At 69.2% G+C, this 20,491-nt stretch carries 22 protein-coding genes and 1 pseudogene; 11 read left to right on the forward strand and 12 right to left on the reverse strand.

The window, feature by feature from the left end; translation table 11 throughout:
* The first annotated feature begins 132 nt into the window (after nucleotides 1-132).
* Nucleotides 133-2,916: a LuxR C-terminal-related transcriptional regulator gene (locus ACGFIV_RS16680; RefSeq protein WP_358559432.1), complete on the forward strand. Its 2,784-nt coding sequence runs from the start codon at nucleotides 133-135 to the stop codon at nucleotides 2,914-2,916.
* Nucleotides 2,917-2,920: 4 nt separating this feature from the next.
* Here ACGFIV_RS16680 and ACGFIV_RS16685 read toward each other — a convergent pair whose 3' ends face one another.
* Together ACGFIV_RS16685 and ACGFIV_RS16690 are read right to left on the reverse strand one after the other, a co-directional pair.
* The gene (locus ACGFIV_RS16685) at nucleotides 2,921-4,237 is read right to left on the reverse strand and encodes a discoidin domain-containing protein (RefSeq protein WP_358559430.1); all 1,317 of its coding nucleotides are present in this window, start codon (nucleotides 4,235-4,237) and stop codon (nucleotides 2,921-2,923) included.
* Nucleotides 4,238-4,344: 107 nt separating this feature from the next.
* Nucleotides 4,345-5,541 carry a heparin lyase I family protein gene (locus ACGFIV_RS16690; RefSeq protein WP_392835682.1) on the reverse strand — a complete coding sequence of 399 codons (1,197 nt, stop codon included), beginning with the start codon at nucleotides 5,539-5,541 and terminating at the stop codon, nucleotides 4,345-4,347.
* 107 nt (nucleotides 5,542-5,648) lie between these two features.
* Here ACGFIV_RS16690 and ACGFIV_RS16695 point away from each other — a divergent pair.
* Together ACGFIV_RS16695 and ACGFIV_RS16700 are read left to right on the forward strand one after the other, a co-directional pair.
* Nucleotides 5,649-6,308, forward strand: a pseudogene (locus ACGFIV_RS16695) (SDR family oxidoreductase); the annotation flags it as partial.
* Nucleotides 6,309-6,603: 295 nt separating this feature from the next.
* The gene (locus tag ACGFIV_RS16700) at nucleotides 6,604-7,494 is read left to right on the forward strand and encodes an NAD-dependent epimerase/dehydratase family protein (protein WP_358559426.1); all 891 of its coding nucleotides are present in this window, start codon (nucleotides 6,604-6,606) and stop codon (nucleotides 7,492-7,494) included.
* Nucleotides 7,495-8,219: 725 nt separating this feature from the next.
* Here ACGFIV_RS16700 and ACGFIV_RS16705 read toward each other — a convergent pair.
* Together ACGFIV_RS16705 and ACGFIV_RS16710 are read right to left on the reverse strand one after the other, a co-directional pair.
* Nucleotides 8,220-9,305, reverse strand: coding sequence for a helix-turn-helix domain-containing protein (locus ACGFIV_RS16705; RefSeq protein WP_392835686.1), 1,086 nt, complete (start codon nucleotides 9,303-9,305; stop codon nucleotides 8,220-8,222).
* Between the two features lie 30 nt (nucleotides 9,306-9,335).
* A complete protein-coding gene (locus ACGFIV_RS16710; RefSeq protein WP_392835688.1) occupies nucleotides 9,336-9,920 on the reverse strand; it encodes a recombinase family protein in 585 nt (194 codons plus the stop codon).
* 210 nt (nucleotides 9,921-10,130) lie between these two features.
* Between ACGFIV_RS16710 and ACGFIV_RS16715 the strand changes: the two genes are divergently transcribed.
* Nucleotides 10,131-10,538 carry a hypothetical protein gene (locus ACGFIV_RS16715; RefSeq protein ID WP_358561300.1) on the forward strand — a complete coding sequence of 136 codons (408 nt, stop codon included), beginning with the start codon at nucleotides 10,131-10,133 and terminating at the stop codon, nucleotides 10,536-10,538.
* Nucleotides 10,539-10,591: 53 nt separating this feature from the next.
* Here ACGFIV_RS16715 and ACGFIV_RS16720 read toward each other — a convergent pair whose 3' ends face one another.
* On the reverse strand, nucleotides 10,592-10,903 hold the full coding sequence (locus ACGFIV_RS16720; RefSeq protein WP_392835690.1) for a hypothetical protein: 312 nt from the start codon (nucleotides 10,901-10,903) through the stop codon (nucleotides 10,592-10,594).
* On the opposite strand from ACGFIV_RS16720, the gene ACGFIV_RS16725 reads away from it, so the two are divergent.
* Nucleotides 10,860-11,528 carry a phosphotransferase gene (locus ACGFIV_RS16725; RefSeq protein WP_392835729.1) on the forward strand — a complete coding sequence of 223 codons (669 nt, stop codon included), beginning with the start codon at nucleotides 10,860-10,862 and terminating at the stop codon, nucleotides 11,526-11,528. The two genes, ACGFIV_RS16720 and ACGFIV_RS16725, sit on opposite strands and share 44 nt — an antisense overlap.
* Nucleotides 11,529-11,534: 6 nt before the next feature.
* Nucleotides 11,535-11,675, forward strand: a complete 141-nt coding sequence (locus ACGFIV_RS16730; RefSeq protein ID WP_392835692.1) for a hypothetical protein — start codon at nucleotides 11,535-11,537, stop codon at nucleotides 11,673-11,675.
* A gap of 44 nt (nucleotides 11,676-11,719) precedes the next feature.
* Here the strand turns inward: ACGFIV_RS16730 and ACGFIV_RS16735 are convergent, their stop codons facing one another.
* A complete protein-coding gene (locus ACGFIV_RS16735) occupies nucleotides 11,720-12,109 on the reverse strand; it encodes a hypothetical protein (RefSeq protein WP_358561308.1) in 390 nt (129 codons plus the stop codon).
* Here ACGFIV_RS16735 and ACGFIV_RS16740 point away from each other — a divergent pair.
* Nucleotides 12,108-12,308, forward strand: a complete 201-nt coding sequence (locus ACGFIV_RS16740; protein ID WP_392835695.1) for a hypothetical protein — start codon at nucleotides 12,108-12,110, stop codon at nucleotides 12,306-12,308. The genes ACGFIV_RS16735 and ACGFIV_RS16740 overlap by 2 nt on opposite strands.
* 86 nt (nucleotides 12,309-12,394) lie before the next feature.
* On the opposite strand, the gene ACGFIV_RS16745 is transcribed toward ACGFIV_RS16740, so the two are convergent.
* From ACGFIV_RS16745 to ACGFIV_RS16755, 3 genes are all read right to left on the reverse strand, one after another.
* Nucleotides 12,395-13,321 carry a WD40 repeat domain-containing protein gene (locus ACGFIV_RS16745; RefSeq protein ID WP_392835698.1) on the reverse strand — a complete coding sequence of 309 codons (927 nt, stop codon included), beginning with the start codon at nucleotides 13,319-13,321 and terminating at the stop codon, nucleotides 12,395-12,397.
* Between the two features lie 712 nt (nucleotides 13,322-14,033).
* The gene (locus ACGFIV_RS16750; protein WP_358561920.1) at nucleotides 14,034-14,336 is read right to left on the reverse strand and encodes an acyl carrier protein; all 303 of its coding nucleotides are present in this window, start codon (nucleotides 14,334-14,336) and stop codon (nucleotides 14,034-14,036) included.
* Nucleotides 14,337-14,594: 258 nt separating this feature from the next.
* Complete coding sequence (locus ACGFIV_RS16755; RefSeq protein ID WP_358561927.1) at nucleotides 14,595-15,110, reverse strand: hypothetical protein; 516 nt, start codon at nucleotides 15,108-15,110, stop codon at nucleotides 14,595-14,597.
* Between ACGFIV_RS16755 and ACGFIV_RS16760 the strand changes: the two genes are divergently transcribed.
* On the forward strand, nucleotides 15,006-15,575 hold the full coding sequence (locus tag ACGFIV_RS16760) for a polysaccharide deacetylase family protein (protein ID WP_392835701.1): 570 nt from the start codon (nucleotides 15,006-15,008) through the stop codon (nucleotides 15,573-15,575). The genes ACGFIV_RS16755 and ACGFIV_RS16760 overlap by 105 nt on opposite strands.
* Here the strand turns inward: ACGFIV_RS16760 and ACGFIV_RS16765 are convergent.
* Nucleotides 15,572-15,904, reverse strand: a complete 333-nt coding sequence (locus tag ACGFIV_RS16765) for a hypothetical protein (RefSeq protein WP_392835703.1) — start codon at nucleotides 15,902-15,904, stop codon at nucleotides 15,572-15,574. The two genes, ACGFIV_RS16760 and ACGFIV_RS16765, sit on opposite strands and share 4 nt — an antisense overlap.
* 102 nt (nucleotides 15,905-16,006) lie before the next feature.
* Nucleotides 16,007-16,549, reverse strand: coding sequence for an RHS repeat-associated core domain-containing protein (locus ACGFIV_RS16770; protein WP_392835705.1), 543 nt, complete (start codon nucleotides 16,547-16,549; stop codon nucleotides 16,007-16,009).
* Nucleotides 16,550-16,946: 397 nt separating this feature from the next.
* On the opposite strand from ACGFIV_RS16770, the gene ACGFIV_RS16775 reads away from it, so the two are divergent.
* From ACGFIV_RS16775 to ACGFIV_RS16785, 3 genes are all read left to right on the forward strand, one after another.
* Nucleotides 16,947-17,321 carry a hypothetical protein gene (locus ACGFIV_RS16775; protein ID WP_392835707.1) on the forward strand — a complete coding sequence of 125 codons (375 nt, stop codon included), beginning with the start codon at nucleotides 16,947-16,949 and terminating at the stop codon, nucleotides 17,319-17,321.
* 95 nt (nucleotides 17,322-17,416) lie between these two features.
* Nucleotides 17,417-18,793, forward strand: coding sequence for a DDE-type integrase/transposase/recombinase (locus ACGFIV_RS16780; protein ID WP_392835709.1), 1,377 nt, complete (start codon nucleotides 17,417-17,419; stop codon nucleotides 18,791-18,793).
* 33 nt (nucleotides 18,794-18,826) lie between these two features.
* Nucleotides 18,827-19,636, forward strand: a complete 810-nt coding sequence (locus ACGFIV_RS16785; protein ID WP_392835712.1) for an ExeA family protein — start codon at nucleotides 18,827-18,829, stop codon at nucleotides 19,634-19,636.
* 123 nt (nucleotides 19,637-19,759) lie between these two features.
* Here the strand turns inward: ACGFIV_RS16785 and ACGFIV_RS16790 are convergent, their stop codons facing one another.
* Entirely contained in the window at nucleotides 19,760-20,062 is a 303-nt protein-coding gene (locus ACGFIV_RS16790) for a hypothetical protein (RefSeq protein ID WP_392835714.1), read from the reverse strand.
* Nucleotides 20,063-20,491 lie beyond the last annotated feature (429 nt).

Genomic DNA, 20,491 nt, shown 5'->3' on the forward strand with positions numbered 1-20,491 from the left:
CTCGCCTCCCTGCCTCCGCTTCGGTGTCCCACCGGCGTCCCGGGCCCGTGGGGATCTCGGTTCTCGTTGCTTTCCCATTTTCGATGCGGAAGATTGACGCCGGATGAACTTCCTGTTCGGCGAGGAGGCCACGTGTGGCTAGGCGGCGACGTGCGGGACGAAAGGCTCACCGGGGGAGGAAGCGGCACACCCCCGCGCCTCCTGTGGCCCTTCGTCGGAAGGACGGCCGAGACCCTGGCCGTGGTGAGGCAGCTCGGGGCGCAGGGCGTGCCCGGTGTGCTGCTGGTGGGGCAGGCGGGGGTCGGCAAGTCACGGCTGCTGGACTCGATCGTGGCCCGCTGCCGCGACGAGGGGATGCACGTCGTCGCGGTGGCGGGGGCCGAGGCGTCCAGCGGCCTGCCGTTCGCGGCGGTGAACGCGCTGCTGCCCGATGGCGAGAACCACAGCACCGCGAACATCTTCGGCGCGGCCAGGAGCGCGCTGCTGGAGGCGGCCGGGGGCCGGGCGTGCGTGCTGGCCATCGACGACGCGCACCATCTCGACGAGGCGTCCGTGGTGCTGGTGCAGCATCTGGCGGCCACCGCCGGGGTGCGGATCCTCGCCGCGGCCAGGACCGGCACCCTGCGGACGCCCGCCGTCCTCGGCCTGCTGCGACGGCCGTACGTCCAGACCTTCGCGGTCCAGGCGCTGGGCCGGGAGGCCGTCACCGCGCTGCTGGGCGAGGCGCTGGAGGGGCCGGTCGACGGGCTGACCGTCGACAAGCTGTGGCGCGCCACCCAGGGCAACCCGTTGTTCCTGCGGCACCTGCTGGAGGCCTGCCTCGCCTCGGGCGGTCTGCGCAGGGTCAGCGCGGTGTGGCGCTGGGAGGGCAGGATGCCGGCGCACGGGGGACTGCGCGACCTGGTGGCGGCGCTGCTCGACGGGCTCACCTCCGAGGAGGCGCATGCCCTGTCGTGCGTGGCCCACGCCGAGCCCGTGCCGCTGGAGGTGGTGGAGACGCTCGTCGGCACGGCCGTGCTGGAGGAGCTCGAACGCAGATCCCTCATCGCCGTCGAACGGGTCCGCCGCGACCTGGTCGTACGGGTCGGGCATCCGCTGTACGGCGAGGTCGTGCGCGCCGAGACCGGCGAGGACCGCCGCAGGGACATCTACCGCTCGCTCGCCCGCGCCGTGACACGGTGGGAGGGGACGCCAGGCGACGCGGAGGCGCGGGCCGTCGCCTCCCGGCAGGGGGGTGACGCGGTGAGCTCCCCGCCGGGAACCTCGGGTGACATGGGCCTGCGGGCGGTGACCTGGCGGCTCGCGGCGGGCGACCCGGTGCCTGACCAGGAGGTTCTCGCCGCCGCCCGCGACGCGCTGGCCCGCCGCGACGCGCCCCTGTCCGAGCGGCTGGCCCGCCGCGCGAGTCCCGAGGCCGCCTCCGACGCGCTGGCACGGGCGCTGGTCGCCCAGGACAAGGCGGCCGAGGCCGATGACCTGCTCGCCAGGCGGATGGCCGAAGGGGAGGAAGTGGACGCGCCGGGCGAACGGGCGCGCGTCGCCGCCCTGAGGGCGCTCAACCTCTTCTGGAACCTGCGACGCCCCGCCGAGGCGCAGGCGGTCGTACGGCAGGCCCGCACGCTCGGCCCCCTGGACGGCCCGGCCGGGGCCGAGCTCCGGGTCGCGGAGCTGGCGCTGGACACCTTCGGCGCCAACGGGAACCAGCGCGCCCCGACCGGCCTGTCCGAGCTGTCCTCGCGGGTGGGGGACCCGGTGATCGCGAGCGTGTGCGAGCCGCTGCGCGCCTACCTGGACCTCTACCTCGGACGCCCGTCCCGGGTCGCCGACGACTACGCGACCGGGCGGCTGGGCGTCCCGGCCGTCTGGGGCGCGATGGAGGCGGCCACGACGGCCTGCGGCGTCCAGTCGCTCGTCCTGGCCGGGCGGCTCGGCGAGGCCTTCGCCGCCGCCAGGTCGGGCTACCGGACGGCCGTGGAGCGCGCCGCTCCTGCCGAGGTCACCCTGCTCGCCTTCGAGCTGGGCATCTGCGAGACCTGGGCCGGGCGCCCCGCCCGCGCGCTGCCGCACTTCCGGGAGGCCCGTGCGCTGCTGGAGGACCACATCCCCTTCCCGATCCAGGTCTACGTGTTCGCCGAGTACGCCGCCTGCCTGGCCTCTCTCGGCCGCGCGCACGAAGGCGGGCGGGTGCTCGGCGAGATCACCCGGCGACTGCCCGCCGAGTCGAGCCTTCATGATCACCTCCAGATGGCGAGGATCCGTATCAGCGCCCACACCGGAGCCTGGCGGGCCGCCGCCTCCGAAGCCGCCCTGCTGGCCCACCGGTACGAATCGGCCGGGTGGCTGACCAAGGCGTCGGAGACCCTGTACTACTCCGCACGGCTACGGCCCTCCTCACGCGTGGCGCAGGCCCTGCACGACGTCGCCGAGCGCGGCGACAGCGAACTGTTCCGGCTGTTCGCCCGGCACGCCCGTGCCGCGTCCGGCGCGGACGTCGAAGGGCTGGACGCGGTGTCCGGGGCGCTTGAGCATCGCGGGTACACCGGCGTGGCGGCCGAGGCCGCGTCCACAGCGGCGGGCGTCGCCGAGGCGCGGGGCGACGCTCGCCGGGCGGCGCGGCTGCGGACGCGGCATCGCCGGCTCGTCGAGCAGTGCGAGGGGTACCGGCCGCCCTGGGACAGAGCGGTCCCGGCAGCGGTGCTCAGCGGGCGCGAGCGGGAGGCGTGCGAGCTTGCCGCCGCCGGGCTGGCGAACGACGCCATCGCCGCCCGGCTCGGCCTGTCCCGGCGTACCGTGGCCAACCACCTGCACCGGGCCTACGGCAAGCTCGGCGTCCGCGGCAGGGAGGAGCTCCCGGACGCCCTGGGGCTGCCCCGGCCGGTCACGCCGGTGGGCCCGGTGTGGGGGCGTCCCGGTTGAGGCCTCAGGTGGCACCGAGTACGGCGGCTTCGGTGATGCTGGCCCAGTCGTTCTCGGGGTTCTGCCAGAAGGAGATCTTGACGTAGCGGGCGTCGCGGGGGCTGGTGGTGAACAGCCGGGTCTCCGGTGCGGTGCTGGTGCCGGTGCTTCGGCCTTCCCAGGTCTTGGTGTAGGTGGTTCCGTCGGTCGAGACGTAGACGGTGTAGTCGTTCCAGCGGACGTCGCCCTTGTGCCAGGCGACCTTGGTGCCGCACACGGTGCGGGTGGTTCCGAGGTCGAGGATGAGGGAGGCGCCGGATCCCTGTCCGGACCAGCGGGTGGCGAGGTTGCCGTCGATGGCCTGCGAGGGCGGGTTGACCGGCTCGTAGGTGGTGGCCGACACCCCGGTGGGTCGGAGCGCGGCGCCGCAGGAGCCCGGCGTCCCCCCGGCCGGGTCGATCTCGCGGACGCTCAGCTTGGCGACGTCGACGTTCGTGGCCGCGTCCCACCGGAACGCCGCCTTCGGGCCGCCCCAGGTGATCTTCTCGGACGTCCCGCCGCCGCAGCGGTTGGCGGTGCCTATGGGCCAGGCGCCCGTGTCGTCCCGGGTGGAGACCTTGGTCCAGCGGCCGTCGCCGGCGCGGTCGAGGTAGGCCTCCATCCGCACGCCGCCGGAGATGTTGTACATGACCACCTTGAAGCCGGTCATCGTGCCCTTGATGGAGGCGCCGCCGTTCTGGTACGGATCCTGCGCGTAGCCCGCGCCGCCGTCGTGGAACAGCTCCTTTTCGAACCTGACCGCCCCGTCGCGGTAGCGCAGGTTGCCCTTGTAGGCCGTTCCCCAGCACGCCTCGGGGGCGTCGCCCGTGCCGGTGTGGCGTCCGCCGCGCGCGTACCAGGTGAAGGCGTCACTGTCGTCGCCGGAGAGGTAGCGGACGTAGCCGGTGATCTCGACGTCCCGCCAGTCGCGGGCGTCGTGCATGTAGCCGCGCGTGCGCAGGGCGGGCTGGGACCAGACCAGGGTGTCCTCCTGGGTGTCCTGGTCGTAGGTCGTCGTGGAGACGCCCAGACGGGTCTTGACGTCGCGGACCTTGAACGTGCCGTCCGGGTTCGGCGTCAGCGTGGTCCCGTCGAGGCGGGGGTCGCGCGAGGGGTCGGCGGACAGGTGCCAGGCCTGCCCTCCCGCCTTGCTGGGATAGATCATGGCCACCCCGTCGACCGGATCCGTCCCGGCGGTGGGGGAGGCGGCCCGCGCCGCCTCGGGAGCCCAGGCCAGGCCGGTGAGCAGGGAGGAGCACAACGGGACCAGGGCCATGAGGGAGAGGAAGCGAGAGCTTCGCATCGACGTCGCCTTTCAGCGGGGGGAACCTCGGTGTGCGGCCGGGCGAGGAGCCGGAGCCCCCGCCCGGCGGGACGGCCGCGCCGCCGGGAAGGCGGCGCGGCCACTGGTCAGGAGCCGATCACGGCGGCTTCGGTGATGCTGGCCCAGTCGTTCTCGGGGTTCTGCCAGAAGGAGATCTTGACGTAGCGGGCGTCGCGGGGGCTGGTGGTGAACAGCCGGGTCTCCGGTGCGGTGCTGGTGCCGGTGCTTCGGCCTTCCCAGGTCTTGGTGTAGGTGGTTCCGTCGGTCGAGACGTAGACGGTGTAGTCGTTCCAGCGGACGTCGCCCTTGTGCCAGGCGACCTTGGTGCCGCACACGGTGCGGGTGGTTCCGAGGTCGAGGATGAGGGAGGCGCCGAACCCCTGTCCGGACCAGCGGGTGGCGAGGTTGCCGTCGACGGCCTGCGAGGGCGGGTTGACCGGCTCGTAGGTGGACGCGGAGGCGCCCGCCACGGGAACGGTGTTCGCGCAGTTCGGGCCGGGGGTCACGTCGGCGAGACGTGCGCGCTCGTCGCCCAGTCGCAGCGCGTCGTAGTACATGACGCGCTGGGTGAGGGTGGACTTCGGCTTCGAAGCGGCCCAGTCCCACTTGTAGATGCCGAACTTGAAGTACGGCGAGTGGGCTCCGCCGGCGAAGGTGGCCCCGGAGCGGCTCAGGACCGGGACGCCGTTCCGCCACACCTCCAGCACCCCGTTGCTGTCGGTGCGCCACTTGACGTGGAAGGCCCAGTCCGTCCACGTGCCCGTGCTGTACGGGCCGAGGTCGATGACCTCCCCCCGGAAGTCGATCTTCCAGTGACCGGCCTGGGTGAGCAGGGCCAGCGGGGGAGAGCCGCCTCCGCAGGTGTCGCAATGGTGCCACTGGCTGACGATCTCGGCCGCGACATCGCTTACCCAGCTCGACGGCAGGTTGAGGCTGAATCCGTACCAGCGGTCCGCGTTGAGCGGCTGGGTGTCGGATTGCGTGATCTCGGCCCGCTTGCTGCTTGAGGTGATCGGATCGCTCCTGTCGAGCTGGAACCGCGCCGCGTACGAGCCGTCCCGCACCGGGCTTCCCACCACGCCGACGCCGTGGGAGTTACCGATCTGTGTGAGGAACCCGCTGGGCGGGGTGCCGGGGACGGTCCGGTCGGCCGGGTTCTCCCAGTCGAGCGTCCTGAACACGCCCGCCGGATCGGCGCTCGCCGGCTGGGCGGGCAGCGTCGAGGCGGTGAGGCAGGCCGCGAACGCCGCCACCGTCAATGCCATGGATTTCTTCCAGGTCACTGGTGTCGTTCCTTCCCTGGTGGTGTGTCCGATCCCGTGCCACGCGCGCCCGGGATCGGGTCAGGTCTCCATCTCTTCGAAGCGTCGTGGAGCCCACGGGAAGCGTCATGAGTAAGCGATGCTCAACCGCGCGAGGGGGGCGCCGACCTGTGGACCAAGCAAGATCTTTGTGTGCTCCAGTCGATTCCAAGTCGGACAGGAGGTGGCCGGCCCGTGAGTCGGTCTTCCGGCGGGCCAGGCTCAAGGCCTCCCAGCTCGCCCACGCGGCCGAGCTCGGGTTCGCCATCCCGGAGACGGTGATCACCACGGACGCGGAGTCGTTCCTCGACTTCCACGACCGGCATGACGGCCGCGTCATCACCAAGCCGCTGTACGTCCCCTGGATCGAAGACGTCGGGGGCGGGGTCATCGTGAACCGGTTCTGCGAGCCGGTGCCGGCCAGGGACGTGGCCCACGCCCAGGGGCTGCGGTTCTGCCCGGTCATCGTCCAGGAACGGGTCCCCAAGCGGGTCGAGCTGCGGGGCACCATCGTCGGGCGCCGGATCTTCGCCGCGGAGGCCGGGCCGTACGGGGTCGGGGTGAACGTCGTCGCACCCGGCGCGGTGCGCACAGACGCCACGGCCCACACGACGACGCCGGAGGTGGAGAAGGCGCGCGCCGAGCGTTCGGTGCTGCACCGGATGCTCGAGCCCGAGGACGTGGCGAAGGTGATCGCCGCGGCCGTGGGAGGAGACTTTCAGGCGACGACCGGCATCCGCATCCCCGTCGACGGCGGTTTCCGCGTGCTTGCTCTCCGCTTCCCTGCGGCGCCGGTCATCGGTTGTGTGAGCCCCACGGGAGGTGGCATGCCGATTCGGATCCGGTCGCCACCGGGCGAACCTTCTCGCCGCTGCCGCGCCGCCACGCTCCATCGCCCGATTTGCCTTGACACCGGCGTCAAGGTTCTAACCTCACGGGAAGGTGGGCCGGTCTGTTCCGGACGGGGCCAGGTCGCGGAGACGGCCGCTCCGCGAGGAGCGAGGCCCGCCGCTCGTATGGTCTCCTCTGAGGTAAGGGATTCGGGTGAAAGTCTTCATCGTCGGCGCCAGCGGATACATCGGTGGCGCGATCGCCGACAGGCTCGTCGCGCAGGGGCACGAGGTCGTCGGACTCGCCAGGTCGGCCAAGGCGGCGGAGACCCTGGACGGGAAGGGCGTGCGGGCTTATCTGGGTGAGGTCGGGGACATCGAGCGGTGGATCGACCGGGCCGTGGAAGCCGACGCGGTGGTCTTCGCCTGGCGGGCGTTCGACCTTGACACGTTCCGCGAAACGGACACCGCCGCCGTCCGGGCGGTGCTCGCCCGTCTGGCTGGCAGTGAGAAGGCGTTCCTCTACGTGACGGGGTCGCTGGGCACCGGTGACACCGGCTCGGCCACCGAGGTCGACGTCGACACGCCTGATGACCCGCCGGTCTTCCTCGCTTGGCGCTCCGCCCTCGAAGCCGAGATCCGCCGCTCCTCCCAGGCAGGTGTCCGGTCGGTGGTCGTGCGCGCCCCCATGGTGTACGGACGCGCCAGCGGTTTCATCGCGGAATCGCTTCTCGCCGACGTCAGCACCTCCGGACGGGTGCACCACGTCGGCGACGGCGACAACCTGCTGGCCTTCGTCCACGTCGACGACCTGGCGGAGCTGTGCGTCCGGGCGGTGCGGACGGCACCGGCCGGCGCACTGTACCTCGCGACGAACGGGGAGTCCCTGTCCTACCGCGACTTCGCCGTGCGGGCGAGCCATGCCCTCGGCGCCGGTGGGGCCGTCGCCTCCGTCCCCCTCCAGGCCGCCCTGGCCGCCATGGGGCCGTTCGCCGAGGCCCTCACCTACTCCCAGCGCCTGTCCGGCGCCGCCGCGGGCAGGGAACTCGGCTGGAGCCCTGCCATGCACGGCATCGACACAGAACTCCGCCTTATTAAGGGATAACCCCACAGTTCCCTGAGCCCTCCATCGTGGCCATAGCTCCAGGACCTGGGCGTTCTCCGTGCAGAGCACGCCGCTTTGACGGTTGAAGGGGTCTGGGGATCGGTGAAGCCTCTTCCTCTTCGTTGAGGTTTTTGTCGTGGTGGTGAGGCCGAGAAGTCTGTGCCGGCCCCGGTCGGGGATGACTCGGTCCGGTGCCGGGCGCCGCCCTGGCAGAGGACGCCTGCTCACGCGGGGGTTGGCGCCGTACACCGGCTCAGGCGCCTTGACTGCTCGCCGGGCCGGGGTGGTCTCGCGTCGCCGGGCCTTGGGGCTCCGCCCGGTGCCGCTCCGGGAACGGCTGACCGTAGACGGCCTTGGGTTCCGGCGAACCCAAGGGTGCACAACCTCCCAGACCACCCCAACAGCCTGGACTCGACCTTTGGGTTCGCCTGAACTCTGGGATTTCACGGGGCTTGAGCAGCAACCGAACGGCCAGTCACGTTAAGGAGCCCGGTGAGCGGCTCGCCGTGATTGGCCGTCCTGATGCGGGCGGCCTTTGGCTCACGCTCATGCCGCCGGTGAGGCGGCGTCGAAACGGTAGAGCAGCAGCAAGAGGTTCAAGGCTGCTGGTCGTTACGGTGGTCTGCCGCTGTCGATCAGCGCTACGGCGGGGACGAGTCCCAGCGTTGATCGCCGACTCTGGGTAGTGGCGGGCATCGGACAGCGCGGCTCTGGGATCCTCAGGGCTATCCCAGGCCGTTCAGCACGAGGTGGATGCCGCTGAGCACGCCGCGTTCAGCGGCATCGATGACCGGCCGGACGGGGCGGTGCGTGCCGAGGTCAGTGGCGCGGCCTGTCCAGTAGCTGTTGAGTTCGTCCTGCGGGATGAGTTCCAGCGCCAACTGGCGCAGCGGCAGGTCAGGGGACCCGTTGTCCAGTTCAGTCCAGGGGGCGAAGACGCCGGCGTCGCGTTGCCGTATCGCCTTCATGTGCAGCCTTCCAACGAAGGCTGCACAGGCTCTGTACTGCTGATGCAGCATTTCCGGGATATGCGGCCTGACCAGGCTTACGCGTAGCTGGAGACGGTCGACGTCATCAGCATGCCGTCCCGATGTGAGGTGCCCGAGCGCGTCACGAAGACTGGGCCGGGTGATGGCTTCCGGGTACTCGGTGTCGGTCAGGACGTCGTATAGGAACTCGACACCTCCCATGAGACGCCGCTGCTCCACAAGGCACTTCCATAGTTCGTTTACCGCCCTGACGCGTTCCTCATGGACGATGCTGTTGGTGAACAGGCGCCTGACATCGCCTGAGTTCGCCCTGATGCTGGCCGCGCCCCGGCGGATGAGGATGTCGCCTGAGCGGAAGAGGGGCTGCCTGTCGTTCGTGATCTGGCCGTCCAGCGCTGCTAGAACGGGCTGGGCGAAGCGGCGCCGGAAGTGGATCATCCCGTACCGTTTTGCCTCGCTCGTGCCGGGCGCGGCCAGCGTGTGCTCAGCCGCCACCACGATGAAGTCGCCATCGATGTACTTCTCGATCGCCCTGCGGATGATCGTGGTGTCGATCCGCTCAGAGTCGGCGAGGCCGACATGATCGTAGTCATCCGTCACGCCGGCGATGATTGTCCCCCCACCTGGCAGGTTGCAGAAGGCGAGCGCGTCCTTCGCGAGGTTGACTCGGACGGAAGTGCTCGTGATATCACCCAGCGTGGCCTTGAAGTCCCATTCATCGCCTTCCCCTCGCACGGACACGAGTTGCTCGAATGCCTGTTGCGAAATGCGGTCCTGGTAGTCGGCGGTGGTCTGGTGTGGCTGGCTGAACGTGCTCGACACGGAAAACCCCTCTCAGGGAGTGGCGGCTGGTCAGCCCTCGACAGCGGCTGTGAGGGTCTTGTGGACGACGCCGATTGAGACCTTGACCCCGGCGGCTATGGTGCGGATGGATTCCCCGCGTCTGCGGCGGTCGAGGATCGCGGCGCGTTTGTCGTCGTCGACGACGGGTCGGCGGCCGCCGGTCTTGCCTTGCTTGCGGGCGGCCTCCAGGCCGTTGAGGGTTTTCTTGACGATGTCGCGGTGCCGGTCCTCGGCCAGGGCGAGGGCCAGGTCGAGCAGGAAGGAGCGTTCGGTGTGCTCGCCGGCCGCGATGCCCTCCAGGACCTTGACGCCGATCCCGCGCTGGAACAGGTCGTTGAGGACGATGAGTCCGTCCAGGAGGTTGCGGCCGAGCCGGTCGACCTCCAGGACGGTCAGCAGGTCGCCCTCGCGGATGTAGGACAGCGCGGTGAGGAGCTCGGGCCGGTCCGCCGTGGCGAGCTTGCCGCTCGTCTTCTCCTCGATGACCTTCAGGCAGATCGGGTCGAGGGCGTCGTGCTGCCGCTGGGTCTTCTGCTTGTCGGTGCTGACCCGGACCAGGCCGATGAGCGCCATCGCGAACACCCCTCCGTTCATCAAACGTCTCGTTCGAGGAATCCGAACGGTAACAGATCACAGTCGAAGATGAACGGGAAAATGAACGACCGAACCGGACACGCCGCATGGAGGTCCTGATCCGGCGGGCTGCCCTGTTCGCGTTCGTCAAACGTTCGTTTGCTGAACGGTCGGATCGGGTGACAGACCGGTCGATAGAGTCGCCGGACACGGTTGGGGAGGAAGACGCGGATGAGCAAAAATCTCGGTGGCTACCAGACGATAACGACGGTTATCAAGAGCCTCGGTGGGCCCACCAAGGCCACAGTCATCGTCGGGTCCGTGGTCGCCACGAGCGGCTATGCGGTCCTGCGAGGTGCCGAGGCCGGAGTGAAGAAGGTCGTCAAAGCGGCTCTCGCGAAGAGGAACGCGCCCTGCGCGACGAAGGACCAGGTCTTCGAGGTCATCTCCGACGGCGAAGACGGCAGCGGCCTGAGGCTGAGCGTCGGTGACGAGTACCACGTGATGGAGTGCGACGGGGACGCCGTCCAGATCGAGGTGCTTGGCGATGCCGACAATCCCTACTTCGTGTCCGCCGAGTTCTTGAGGTCGGTCTCGGGCTTCCCGGCGGAAGACGCCGACTCCGCGAACGGCCAGTGACGATAAGACAACTTGCCGGCCGCCGCAGAGCCCTCGGGTGTGTCCCGGGCCGGTTAAGACGGAGGGTCGTCCGCACTCGGAATCCACCGCGCCCGGATCTGCTGCGCGGCGTCCAGGGCGGCCCGTCCGACTACCTGGCCGGACTGGTCGTCGGTGGTGTCCAACGCGACGTACCTCGCGGCTTCGATGGTCCTCCACTCCTCTTCGAGCTGCCGCCGGGTGATCCCGTCGTACCGCTCCAGCTCCCGGTAAATCCGGCGGGTCTGGCGCAGCAGGTCCTGCGCCGACCAGGCCCTGTTCCAGCACCGCGCCACCACGGCGCTGACAGCGGCCGGTCTGCCGGTTCCCGCGCCGCTGACGACCAACGCCGGGCAGACAGTCCTGCACGTGGACGAGGCGGTGTTCGCGGCTGTCGCGTGGGTGGACGGCGAGCACATCGCGGGAGCCCGGTGGAGCCTGCGCCAGTGCCGCCAGGTCGGCGAGTTGCTGGGAGCCATCCACGCGGGCCTGGCCCAGGCGCTGCCCGGCGGGGTCGGCCCGATCGTCCATCGGGTGCCGGAAGCGGCCCAGGCCAAGGCCGACCTCGACCACTACCAGGCGTTGATCGACGAACGTCCCCGGCTGGACGACTTCGACCGCGCGGCCCGTGCACAGCTTTCGGCGCGGCGTGAGCTGCTGGAAAGCGTGGGCCATCTGCGGCCCGACGACAGCGCCGCCCTGGAACCGGCCGGGTACGTGCACGGCTACTTCCACCCCCGGAACCTGCTGTGGGACCGTTCGGGGCAGGTGGTGGCGGTGCTCGACTGGGACCGCATGGGACGCCGCCGCGCGTACGCCTACGAGCTGGCCCGCTCGATGACGCTGATGTTCGCCGACCCCGGCACCGGGGTTGTGGACCTGGAGCGGGCGGCTGCGTTCACCTGCGCCTACCGCGGCGTCGTCGCGATCGGCGAGGAGCAGTTGCTGAGCGCGTTGCGCCGCCTGTGGTGAGAACGGGTGTGCGATCCGTGGCAGTTGAACTGGCACTACGTACGGCATGACACCTCCTGCGATCACCTGTTCGCCTCGGACTGCACCCTGCTGGAGTGGTGGACCGGCCATCTGGAGCTGGTGGAGCAGGCCCTCACCACCCGGTAAGGAGCGGCTGGTCGACCGCCCGGAGATCTCGCCGACCAGCACAGTCACGACGCGAACGTCTCGGCGCGCCCCGCGCACCCGGTTTGGTGGCGGCCGGAGGGTAACGGCGGAGCCGCGCGCAGGCGTACCGGCTGATCGACATCGCGGCCACCGCCGGGCGTCTGCTGGCCGCGGCGACCACCGTGGCCGGAGTGTCTCCCGCGGGTGACACCCTTGGGCTGTCCGGGCGGGCGCTGCGCGATGTGAGGGGGCGGGTCGAGCAGGTCGCCGCGACGCTGTCTGATCTCATCGACCAGGCACGGAGCACGGGTACGGAACTCACCGGCGATGACGTCGCCGCGCTGCTCCGCCGTGCGGTGGAACAGGTGCGCAACCCGTCCCCGCTCCCCTCGCCGGCCGACGAGCGTCCCGAGGTTCAGCGGGGGCCGCCGCATGGTCGAGACGTTGTACGAGTCCGCGGTCGAGGTCGGGATGATCTGCCTGGAGATCGCCCCTGCGCACGTGTCGGAGCAGGACGCCTCCCCGGTCCTGGCCCTCTACGCCGAGGAGATCGGCCTGGATTTGCCTGCGGTGTTGGCGCGCCGGCGTTCTGCCATCACCGGGGACCGGCGCTGCCTGCAGAGGGTCACTTAACTCCTCGACTCGCTGCATGTCTTTGTCGCTGAATCCTGACACCAGCCCATACGGACCGCCAGGCACGGCGCCCAGCAGCGTGATCCTCACCAGGCGGCGTCGGGCGTCTGGCCGCCGAGCGGCAGGTCGCCCGTCTCGATCGGCACCGAGCGGGTGGAGCCGTCGTGCAGGTCAGCGCGATAGAGCCGCCAGTCGTGCGTGTAGAGCAGATATCGGCCGGTCCCGTCGAGGTCGAACCGGATGGTGAGCGACGCGTTTTTCGGCGGCGACAGCCGGGCGAGCACCACCGGCGTCCCGCCGCCGACGGGGATGCGCTCGATATCGTGGCCGGCCGAGTAGATCAGGGAATCGCCGTCGGGGGTGTAGGCCACCGACTCCAGGGGAGAACCCTTCATCGGCCTGACGAGACGGGTGGATGCGAGCAGGTCCGGCCCAGGGGCGGCGAGGTCCATGACGCCGAGGCCCCAGTCGTGCGCCGCCACGGCGATCCGCCGCCCGTCCGGGGCCCAGGACAGGCCGGTCACCGGTATGTTCCCGGCGAACCAATCGCGTCGCGCCCCGGTGGCGATCTCCACCACGGAAACGATCGTCCCTCCGACCAGCGTGTCGGCGAAGGCGAACCTCGTTCCGTCGTGGCTGAGGGCGAGCACCGGCAGCGTCCCAGGCACGCAGCCGCCGGACTCCGGCACCAGCTCGGGTGTGCCCGGCCGCCCGTTCTCGTCAAGACGGACCCGGAAGAATCGGACACCGGACTCCTGCCCGCAGGTCCCGGAGAGCAGGAACGTTCGGTTGTCCGGCGCCGCCGCCGCGAGCTTCCACGACGACGCGACCCCCGGCGGCAGCGGAACGGCCGCTATGAACCTCCCGGTCCCGGCGTCGTGGACGGAAGGCGGCACCGGCGTGCCGATCGGCGTCTTGGAACGCTCGGAAAACCGGGCGATCGGCACCCTCGCGGAGACGAAGAAGCGCGGCGGCCCGGTCCCGGCCAAGGGAGCGGCGGTCGCCATCGGCACCGCCAGGGACGATGCGAGGTCCGGCCGCGCCGGTATCGTGGCCGACGGTCCCCCCGACCCGCCCCACGGTGACGGGGTCGGCGGTAGTGACGAGGGTGGGACCGGGAACGGCGTCGCCGCGGCACCACGGGGGAGGATGGAGACGCGTTCGGCGGCCGGGGAGTCACCGCAGCCTCCCACCAGGGTCAGCACCAGCAACCCTGCCGCGGCAACGGCTGCGCGAGGAAACACGCGTTGATCATCACCCGTCCCAAGGGACGGCGTCAAACCTAGGATCCCTGCCGTACCGGTGCGCTGACCCTCGACGCCGCCGTCACCGGTGTGAACGGGCTGGTCTATCTCGCCGCCACCGCCCCTGTGAGCGATCTGCTCGGGCCCGGGGTGGGCCTGCCGCGCGGGATCGGCGCCTTCCTCCTGGTGTACGGCGGGGCTCCGCAGTCGAGTTCGGGGGCACGCCTACGCGGCGTACGGATGCGTCGGCGAGCGCGATGGTCGAATAGACCCGGGCGTGGGACCGGCAGGCCCGGCGCGGCCCGGCACCCGCACCTTCTGGCCGACTGGCAGCGACCGTGCCCAGCTTCCCGGCGGCGCGGCGGTCCTCAGCAAGACCCATGGTCTGGTCACGATTCCTGGCCGCGGAGGGCTGGCGACCCGTGCGTGCCTGCGCGGGCCAGTCGCCGCGACACGGCTGGACTATCGGCCCGTGGGGCGATCAGGGCAGCGCTGTGTGGGGCGGCGTACAGCTTCGGTGGATTCGGGTTGTGATCAAACGAGCCATGCCGTCGATCGTGGTGAACTCGGGATGAAACAGGTCCTGTTCGGTAAGTGACAGATGGAATGTCTCTTCGATGAAGGCGGTCAAGGCGACCAGGGCAAGAGAGTCCACGTAGCCGGCATCGAACAGGTCCGCTTGGCGGTGGAACCCGGGGTCGTCTGAAGCGATGGTGCCGATCTGCCGGACGAAGTCCTCGATCTTTGTGGCTGCGATCTCTTGCGTGCTCTGTCCAGGTTGCATGTGCTGTCCTCTCATCGGCCAGGTGGAGGCGGTTGGTGGATGCCGGCGCGCACAACCCGGTGGAGGTCGACGGGATTGTGGATGTGGAACGCGCGGCAGAAGGCGGCTTCGAGTTGGCGGTGGTCGAGGCCCGCGCGCACCAGTTGGGGCAGGATGCCTTGCCGGGCATCGTGGTCGCCGATCTGCGCCCGGACTTTGGGTCGGCGGGAGATCTCCTCGGGCAGGGCGCCCTGCGCAAGTTCCTTGATGATCGTGTGCTTAGGAATCGGGTCGGGGAGTTCGAGCAGCAGGGTGGAGGCCCATCCGTATGGCTGGGCGACGTCGAGACCGTGGCCCTTGAAGACGCCGACTTCCCGGTCGCCGGTTTGGACTCCTCGGGTCAGGCTGATGCGCAACTTGCTCGGGGGGAGCTGGGGCAGTTGGTAGTAGGTGGCTCCGGCGTAGTGGACAGGGCTGTAGTCGCCGAGGAGTTCGTTCATCAGGTCGCCGGTGAGTACGAGGGGACGGGGCCGGTGGGGTGGTCTGTGGCGATGGCGCTGGCGAGCACGTCGTTGACGATGGCGGCATGGACGTTGAATCCCGCCAGTCCTGACCGTGGGTGAGGGCGCGTGAAAGCGACTGGAAGATCGTGTCGGTGTCGGCGCCCACCAGTCGCATCGGTAGTCCCAGGTGCTGGGCGACCTGCTGGGCGGTGACGGCGTCGTCGCTGCGGCTGGTGCCGTTGCCGATGAAGGAATAGGTGTAGGCGGTCACGGCGTGCGGGAAGTACCGCACGGCGTAGGCGGCGATCAAGGAGCTGTCGGCGCCGCCGGACAAGCAGACGGCAATGGGAGTGTTCGGGTAGGCGGTTGCCAGGCGCTTCATGCCTTCGACCAGCGCGGCTACCTGTCCTGGCAGCAGCTCCGGCACCTGGCCGACGACCCGCTGGTCATGGTGGCCAACCACACCCTCACCCACGACAACCTGCAGGCACTATCCCGCGACGCGCTGGATGAGGAGATCAAGCGCTCCCACGCGCTGTTCACCACGCGGATGGGTCGCCCCGCACGCTACTTCACGGTCCCGTTCGGCCGCTTCACCCAGGAGCTGGCACTGGACTGCCTCGAGCAGGACGAGCTGGTCAGGCTGCGCCGGGAGAACAAGATCCTCCGCGAGGAGAAGAAGATCTTACGTACAGGCTGCGGCTTTCTTCGCGCTGGAGACGGACCTGCCGGGATTAACCAGCGAGGCGCGCATTAGGGGCAGATCACCTTTCCAGACACCGTGCTCATTAGCACTCGATCAATATGGCCTGGCTTGGGAATGACCGTCCAGCGTTGATAGATATCGGAATCGCCTTTGATCTCGATGGAGGACTCCTCTAAAGCCTTGACTCCGATCACGCTATGCACGCAATTCTTCTCTATGAAGCTCTTAGGTTCGACGTCTTTTCCTAAGGAAGCTATGTAGACAGAGTCTGGATGCCCATAAAGCATAGGGCTAAGGTAGTCATCTGCAATCGAGTAAGCGCCGTAACCCGCCAAGCCAGAGGTGAGAGTTACGCCGACCACTTTCAATAACCCACGCACGGTCTCTCACCCTCGAGTCTTCGGTCTAGAAAGTTCACATTTGAGCGCGTGGTCATCGCCCGAAAATTTCGGCGATGACCACGCGCTCACACGCTCGACGGATTAGCAGCGGTCGGAGTACCACCAGATATATTGATACCGACCGGCAGGGATGTCAAGCCAAGGGATTTTCAATCCGCCGACTCTAGCCCGAAGACACCTTCCTTCTGCATCGGCTCCGGAGGCCACATGCTTGATCCATATGGCCATGAGCAGCATGGCTACAGCTACGGCAGGCCCGATCCTCCTGAACAGAACCGAGGTAGGTTTCGCGTGTTTTCCGACACGGCTCACCATGGCGTTGATTGCTACACCGATGGCCGATGCGGTAATTATTGACTGCAAGGAAGCGAAAGTGTCGGCCGGGCGTGCCACCTTTCCAGTCTCTCGCTTGGTGAACTTGAATGTCACGTACCAGTATGCCGCTGACCGATTAAGTGAATAGTTCTCCACCGAGAACATGCCGGTGGTGTCGTAGCTGTTGATCGGCTCAGCATTGCAGTAATCATAAGCATTGGAACTACCGCCAGCCACTGGGTCGGTCTGCAGGAACCGGCCTGTGGCGGGGTTGTACAGGCGAGCACCCATAAGGACGAGGCCGGCCATGGTGTTGAACGACTTTGAAGATGCCGATGTAGTGGGCGGAATGCGGCATCCTGTCTGCCGACAAAATCGGATGCATGTTCCGGGTGACCGGGGAGTTCGTCGGCGGCGGCACCTTGCCGACGGAGGGCATGCAAAGGCCCTCCCGGTATCTCTTGGCGGAGTCGCCCGGGAGGGCCGTGTAGCGCTCGGAGGCGCTGTGCTCACGGTAGGGGCGAACCCGGAAAAGGTCGAGCGGCAGCTGTCTGCCCGGGAGCTGGCGTGCCCGGATTGCGGGGTGCCGTTGAAGCCGTGGGGGTGGGCTCGGGCGCGGACATTGCGCGGCGGCTCGGCGGCGGTGGTGGTGCGTCCGCGGCGGACTCGCTGCATGGGGTGTGGGGTCTCCCATGTCCTTCTTCCTGTGTTCGCGCTGGTCAGGCGGGCGGATCTGGCTGAGGTGATCGGGGCGGCGCTGGCGGCCAAGGCGGCCGGGCTGGGAGCACGGCCGATCGCCGTCGAGCTCGGGCGGCCGGTGGAGACCGTGCGCGGCTGGCTGCGCCGCTTCGCCGGGCGGGCCGAAGTCGTGCGGACGCGCTTCACCGTGCTGCTGGTCGATGTCGGGGTCGATCCCGTGCCGCCGGCGTCGGCCGCGAGCCCGTTCGCCGATGCGGTCGCCGCGGTGTTCGGTGCGTCGGTGGCGGCGGCCTCGCGGTGGCCGGAGGTCGGCGAGGTGTCGCCGTGGCGGCTGGCCTGCGCGGCCAGCCGCGGGTTGCTGCTGGCCCCGTCCTGGCCTTGATCAACGAGCAACACGAGCCGACCCTGATGATCGTCTGGCGGCTTCTGCGAGCCTTCGCGGGTCCTGTCCCATGACCAGTGACCAGGAAGGCTGCGTTGACCAAGCAAGACGACGATCAGGCCACGCGGTTGGAGCGCGCCCGCCAGATCGGTCTGTTCCGCTACATGCTCATCCGTGAGGCGGCCGATCCGACGCTGACCAGCCGCCAGCGCGGCGCGCTGGTGCGCGCGCTCGCCGGCGTCCCGCACACCGATCCGGACGGCCGCACCATCTGGATCACCCGCTGGACGCTGGATCGGTGGATCTCCGATTGGCGCAAGGGCGGCTTCGACGCGCTGGTGCCCTCACCGCGCCAGTCCCAGCCGCGCACCCCGCCAGAGGTGTTCGAGCTGGCCACCGCGTTGAAGAAGGAGAACGCCGCGCGCACGGCCGCGCAGATCCGCCGCATCCTGATGGTCCAGCTCGGCTGGGCGCCCGATGAGCGCACCTTGCAGCGCATGTTCGTGCGCACCGGGCTGACCGCGCTGCGCGCCCCGGTCGAATCGGCTGTCTTCGGCCGGTTCGAGGCCGGCACCCCCAACGAGATCTGGACCGGCGACGTGCTGCACGGGCCCCGGATCGACAGCCGCAAAACCTACCTGTTCGCGTTCATCGACGACCACTCCCGGGCCATCGTGGGGCACCGGTGGGGGTTCGCCGAGGACACCGTCCGCCTGGCCGCCGCGCTGCGCCCGGCGCTGGCCTCCCGCGGCGTCCCCGAGTACGTCTACGTCGACAACGGGTCGGCGTTCGTGGACTCCTGGCTGCTGCGGGCCTGCGCCAAGCTCGGCATCAAGCTGGTGCACTCCACCCCGGGCCGGCCGCAGGGCAGAGGCAAGATCGAACGGTTCTTCCGCACCGTCAACAGCGAGTTCGTCGTCGAGATCGCCTCCGGACAGGGCGAGGTCGGGCGGCAGGTCGGCAGCTTGGCGGAGATGAACCGGCTGTTCACCGCCTGGGTCGAGGGCGTCTATCACCGCCGCACCCACACCGAGACCGCCATGGCGCCGCTCGCGCGGTGGATGGCCGGGGCGCCGTTCGCCGTCCCCGCCCCGGCCGACCTAGCCGAAGCCTTCCGCTGGTCGGAATGGCGCACCGTGTCCAAGACCGCCCTGGTCTCCCTGCACGGCAACCGCTACCAGGTCGACCCGGGCCTGTCCGGCCGCCGCGTCGAGCTGGTCTTCGACCCCTTCGACCTGACCTTCCTTCGGGTGCGCTCAGAAGGCCAGGACGCGGGCACCGCGCTGCCGTTCCAGATCAGCCGCAACAGCCACCCCAAGGCCCGCCCCGAGATCCCCGCCGAAGAACCCCGCCCCACCACCGGCATCGACTACCTGGGGCTGATCGACGCCCAGCACAGCGCCGAGCTGGCCGCCAAGGTCAACTACGCCGCCTTCGCCCCCGAACCCGACGAACCCGCCGCCAGCTCGTGACCGCTCGTCCCGCCACCTTTCCGGAGCCCCCTGGTGATTGAGAAACTGCAGGCCCACTACGGCTTTTCCCGCATGCCCTTCGGCCGCGACCTGGCGCCCGGCATGCTGCACCGCCACGCCTCCCACAACGAGGCCGTCGCCCGCATCAGCTGGTGCGTCAGCGAACGCTCCATCGGCGTGGTCACCGGCGAGGTCGGCGCCGGCAAGACCGTCTCGGTCCGCACCGCACTGGCCGGCCTGGACCCCTCCAAGCACACCGTGATCTACCTGCCGAACCCGATGATCGGAGTGCGTGGCATCCACGAGGAGATCGTCAACACCTTCGGCCAGCACCCCGCCCACCTGGGCTCCCGCCTGGCCGTCCAGGTCGGCAAAGCCCTGCTGGCCGAACGCGAAGAACGCGGCCGCACCCCTGTGCTGGTCCTGGACGAGGCCCACCTGCTCACCTACGAGCAGCTGGAGACCGTCCGCATGCTCACCAACCAGGGCATGGACCAAGACTCGCCGCTGGCCTGCCTGCTGGTCGGCCAGCCCACCCTGCGCCGGACCATGAAACTCGCGGTCCTGGCCGCTCTCGAACAACGCACTGCCCTCCGCTACACCATGCCGGGAATGGCCTCAGCCGAGACCACCAGCTACGTCAAGCACCACCTGAACCTGGTCGGACGCCCCGACCAGCTGTTCACCGAGGACGCCATGGCACTGATCCACACCACCGCCCGCGGCTATCCCCGCGCGGTCAACAACCTCGCGCTGCAGTCACTGGTCGCCGCGTTCGCCTCCGGCAAGAACCTCGTCGACGAGGCCGCCGCCCGCTCCGCGGTCAGCGAGGTGGTCGACTGACCGACCGGCACCATGCCGACGAACGGCGACACCTTGCCGATGACGACCCCGCCCGGCCCACCACCGGCGGGGTCTTCTTGTCCCAGACCATCGGCATCCTCAACGCCTGCTACGTCGGCATTTTCAGCGCCGGGCAACAGCCATGGCGTCGCTCGAACGAAGCGCTCCACCGAGCCAGGCGTACCGGCTTGGGTTGGTGGTATTGGAGGTGCGTGGACTTCCATATTCGGTTTGCTCGAAGTATGCCTGGATGCCGGTGGAACTGGTGCTGGCATCGGAGATTGCGACAATGTCGCCGTGCAGGTTGGCGAGCTGCAGAATGGTGGTGCCGTCGCTCTTCTGGATTCCGGCCAGTCCAGCGAGTCCCTTGACGTTCCGGGGTCCACGAGCCGTTGGCCTCGGTGATCCAGGCAGGGCCGTCACCACTGCTCGCATAATGGTTGGTGACGGTGCCGGGACGTGGACCACCGATGGTGGTCATGCTCCGTATGCGTCCTGCGGGGTCGAGAGCGAATGTGGAGGACTGGCTGCTCTGGGACAGGGAGGCCACCATGTCGTTGGCGTAGTAGCCCACGGTCAGGTTGATGCCGCCAGAGACCTGCGAGGCCGGCAGCTGGGTAGTGCGGCCAAAGGCGTCGTAGTTGTAGCCGCTGTTAGTGGTCCGGTCGGCTTGGTCGTAGGTGTAGCTCTGGCTGACTGGGGTGGTGTTTGGTCGAGCACTGCCCATCAGCGTCAGCTGGGTATGTTGTAAGGCTGGTGCTGTCGGCGTACGGATTCCTGTGCAGAGCCAGGTACGGGTAAACGTGCAGAGGTGTGCGGCGTGTTGGTTGGCCCGGGGGGTTCATGATCGGGATG

This window comes from Sphaerisporangium sp. NPDC049003, from assembly GCF_043197795.1.
Lineage (GTDB): Bacteria > Actinomycetota > Actinomycetes > Streptosporangiales > Streptosporangiaceae > Sphaerisporangium.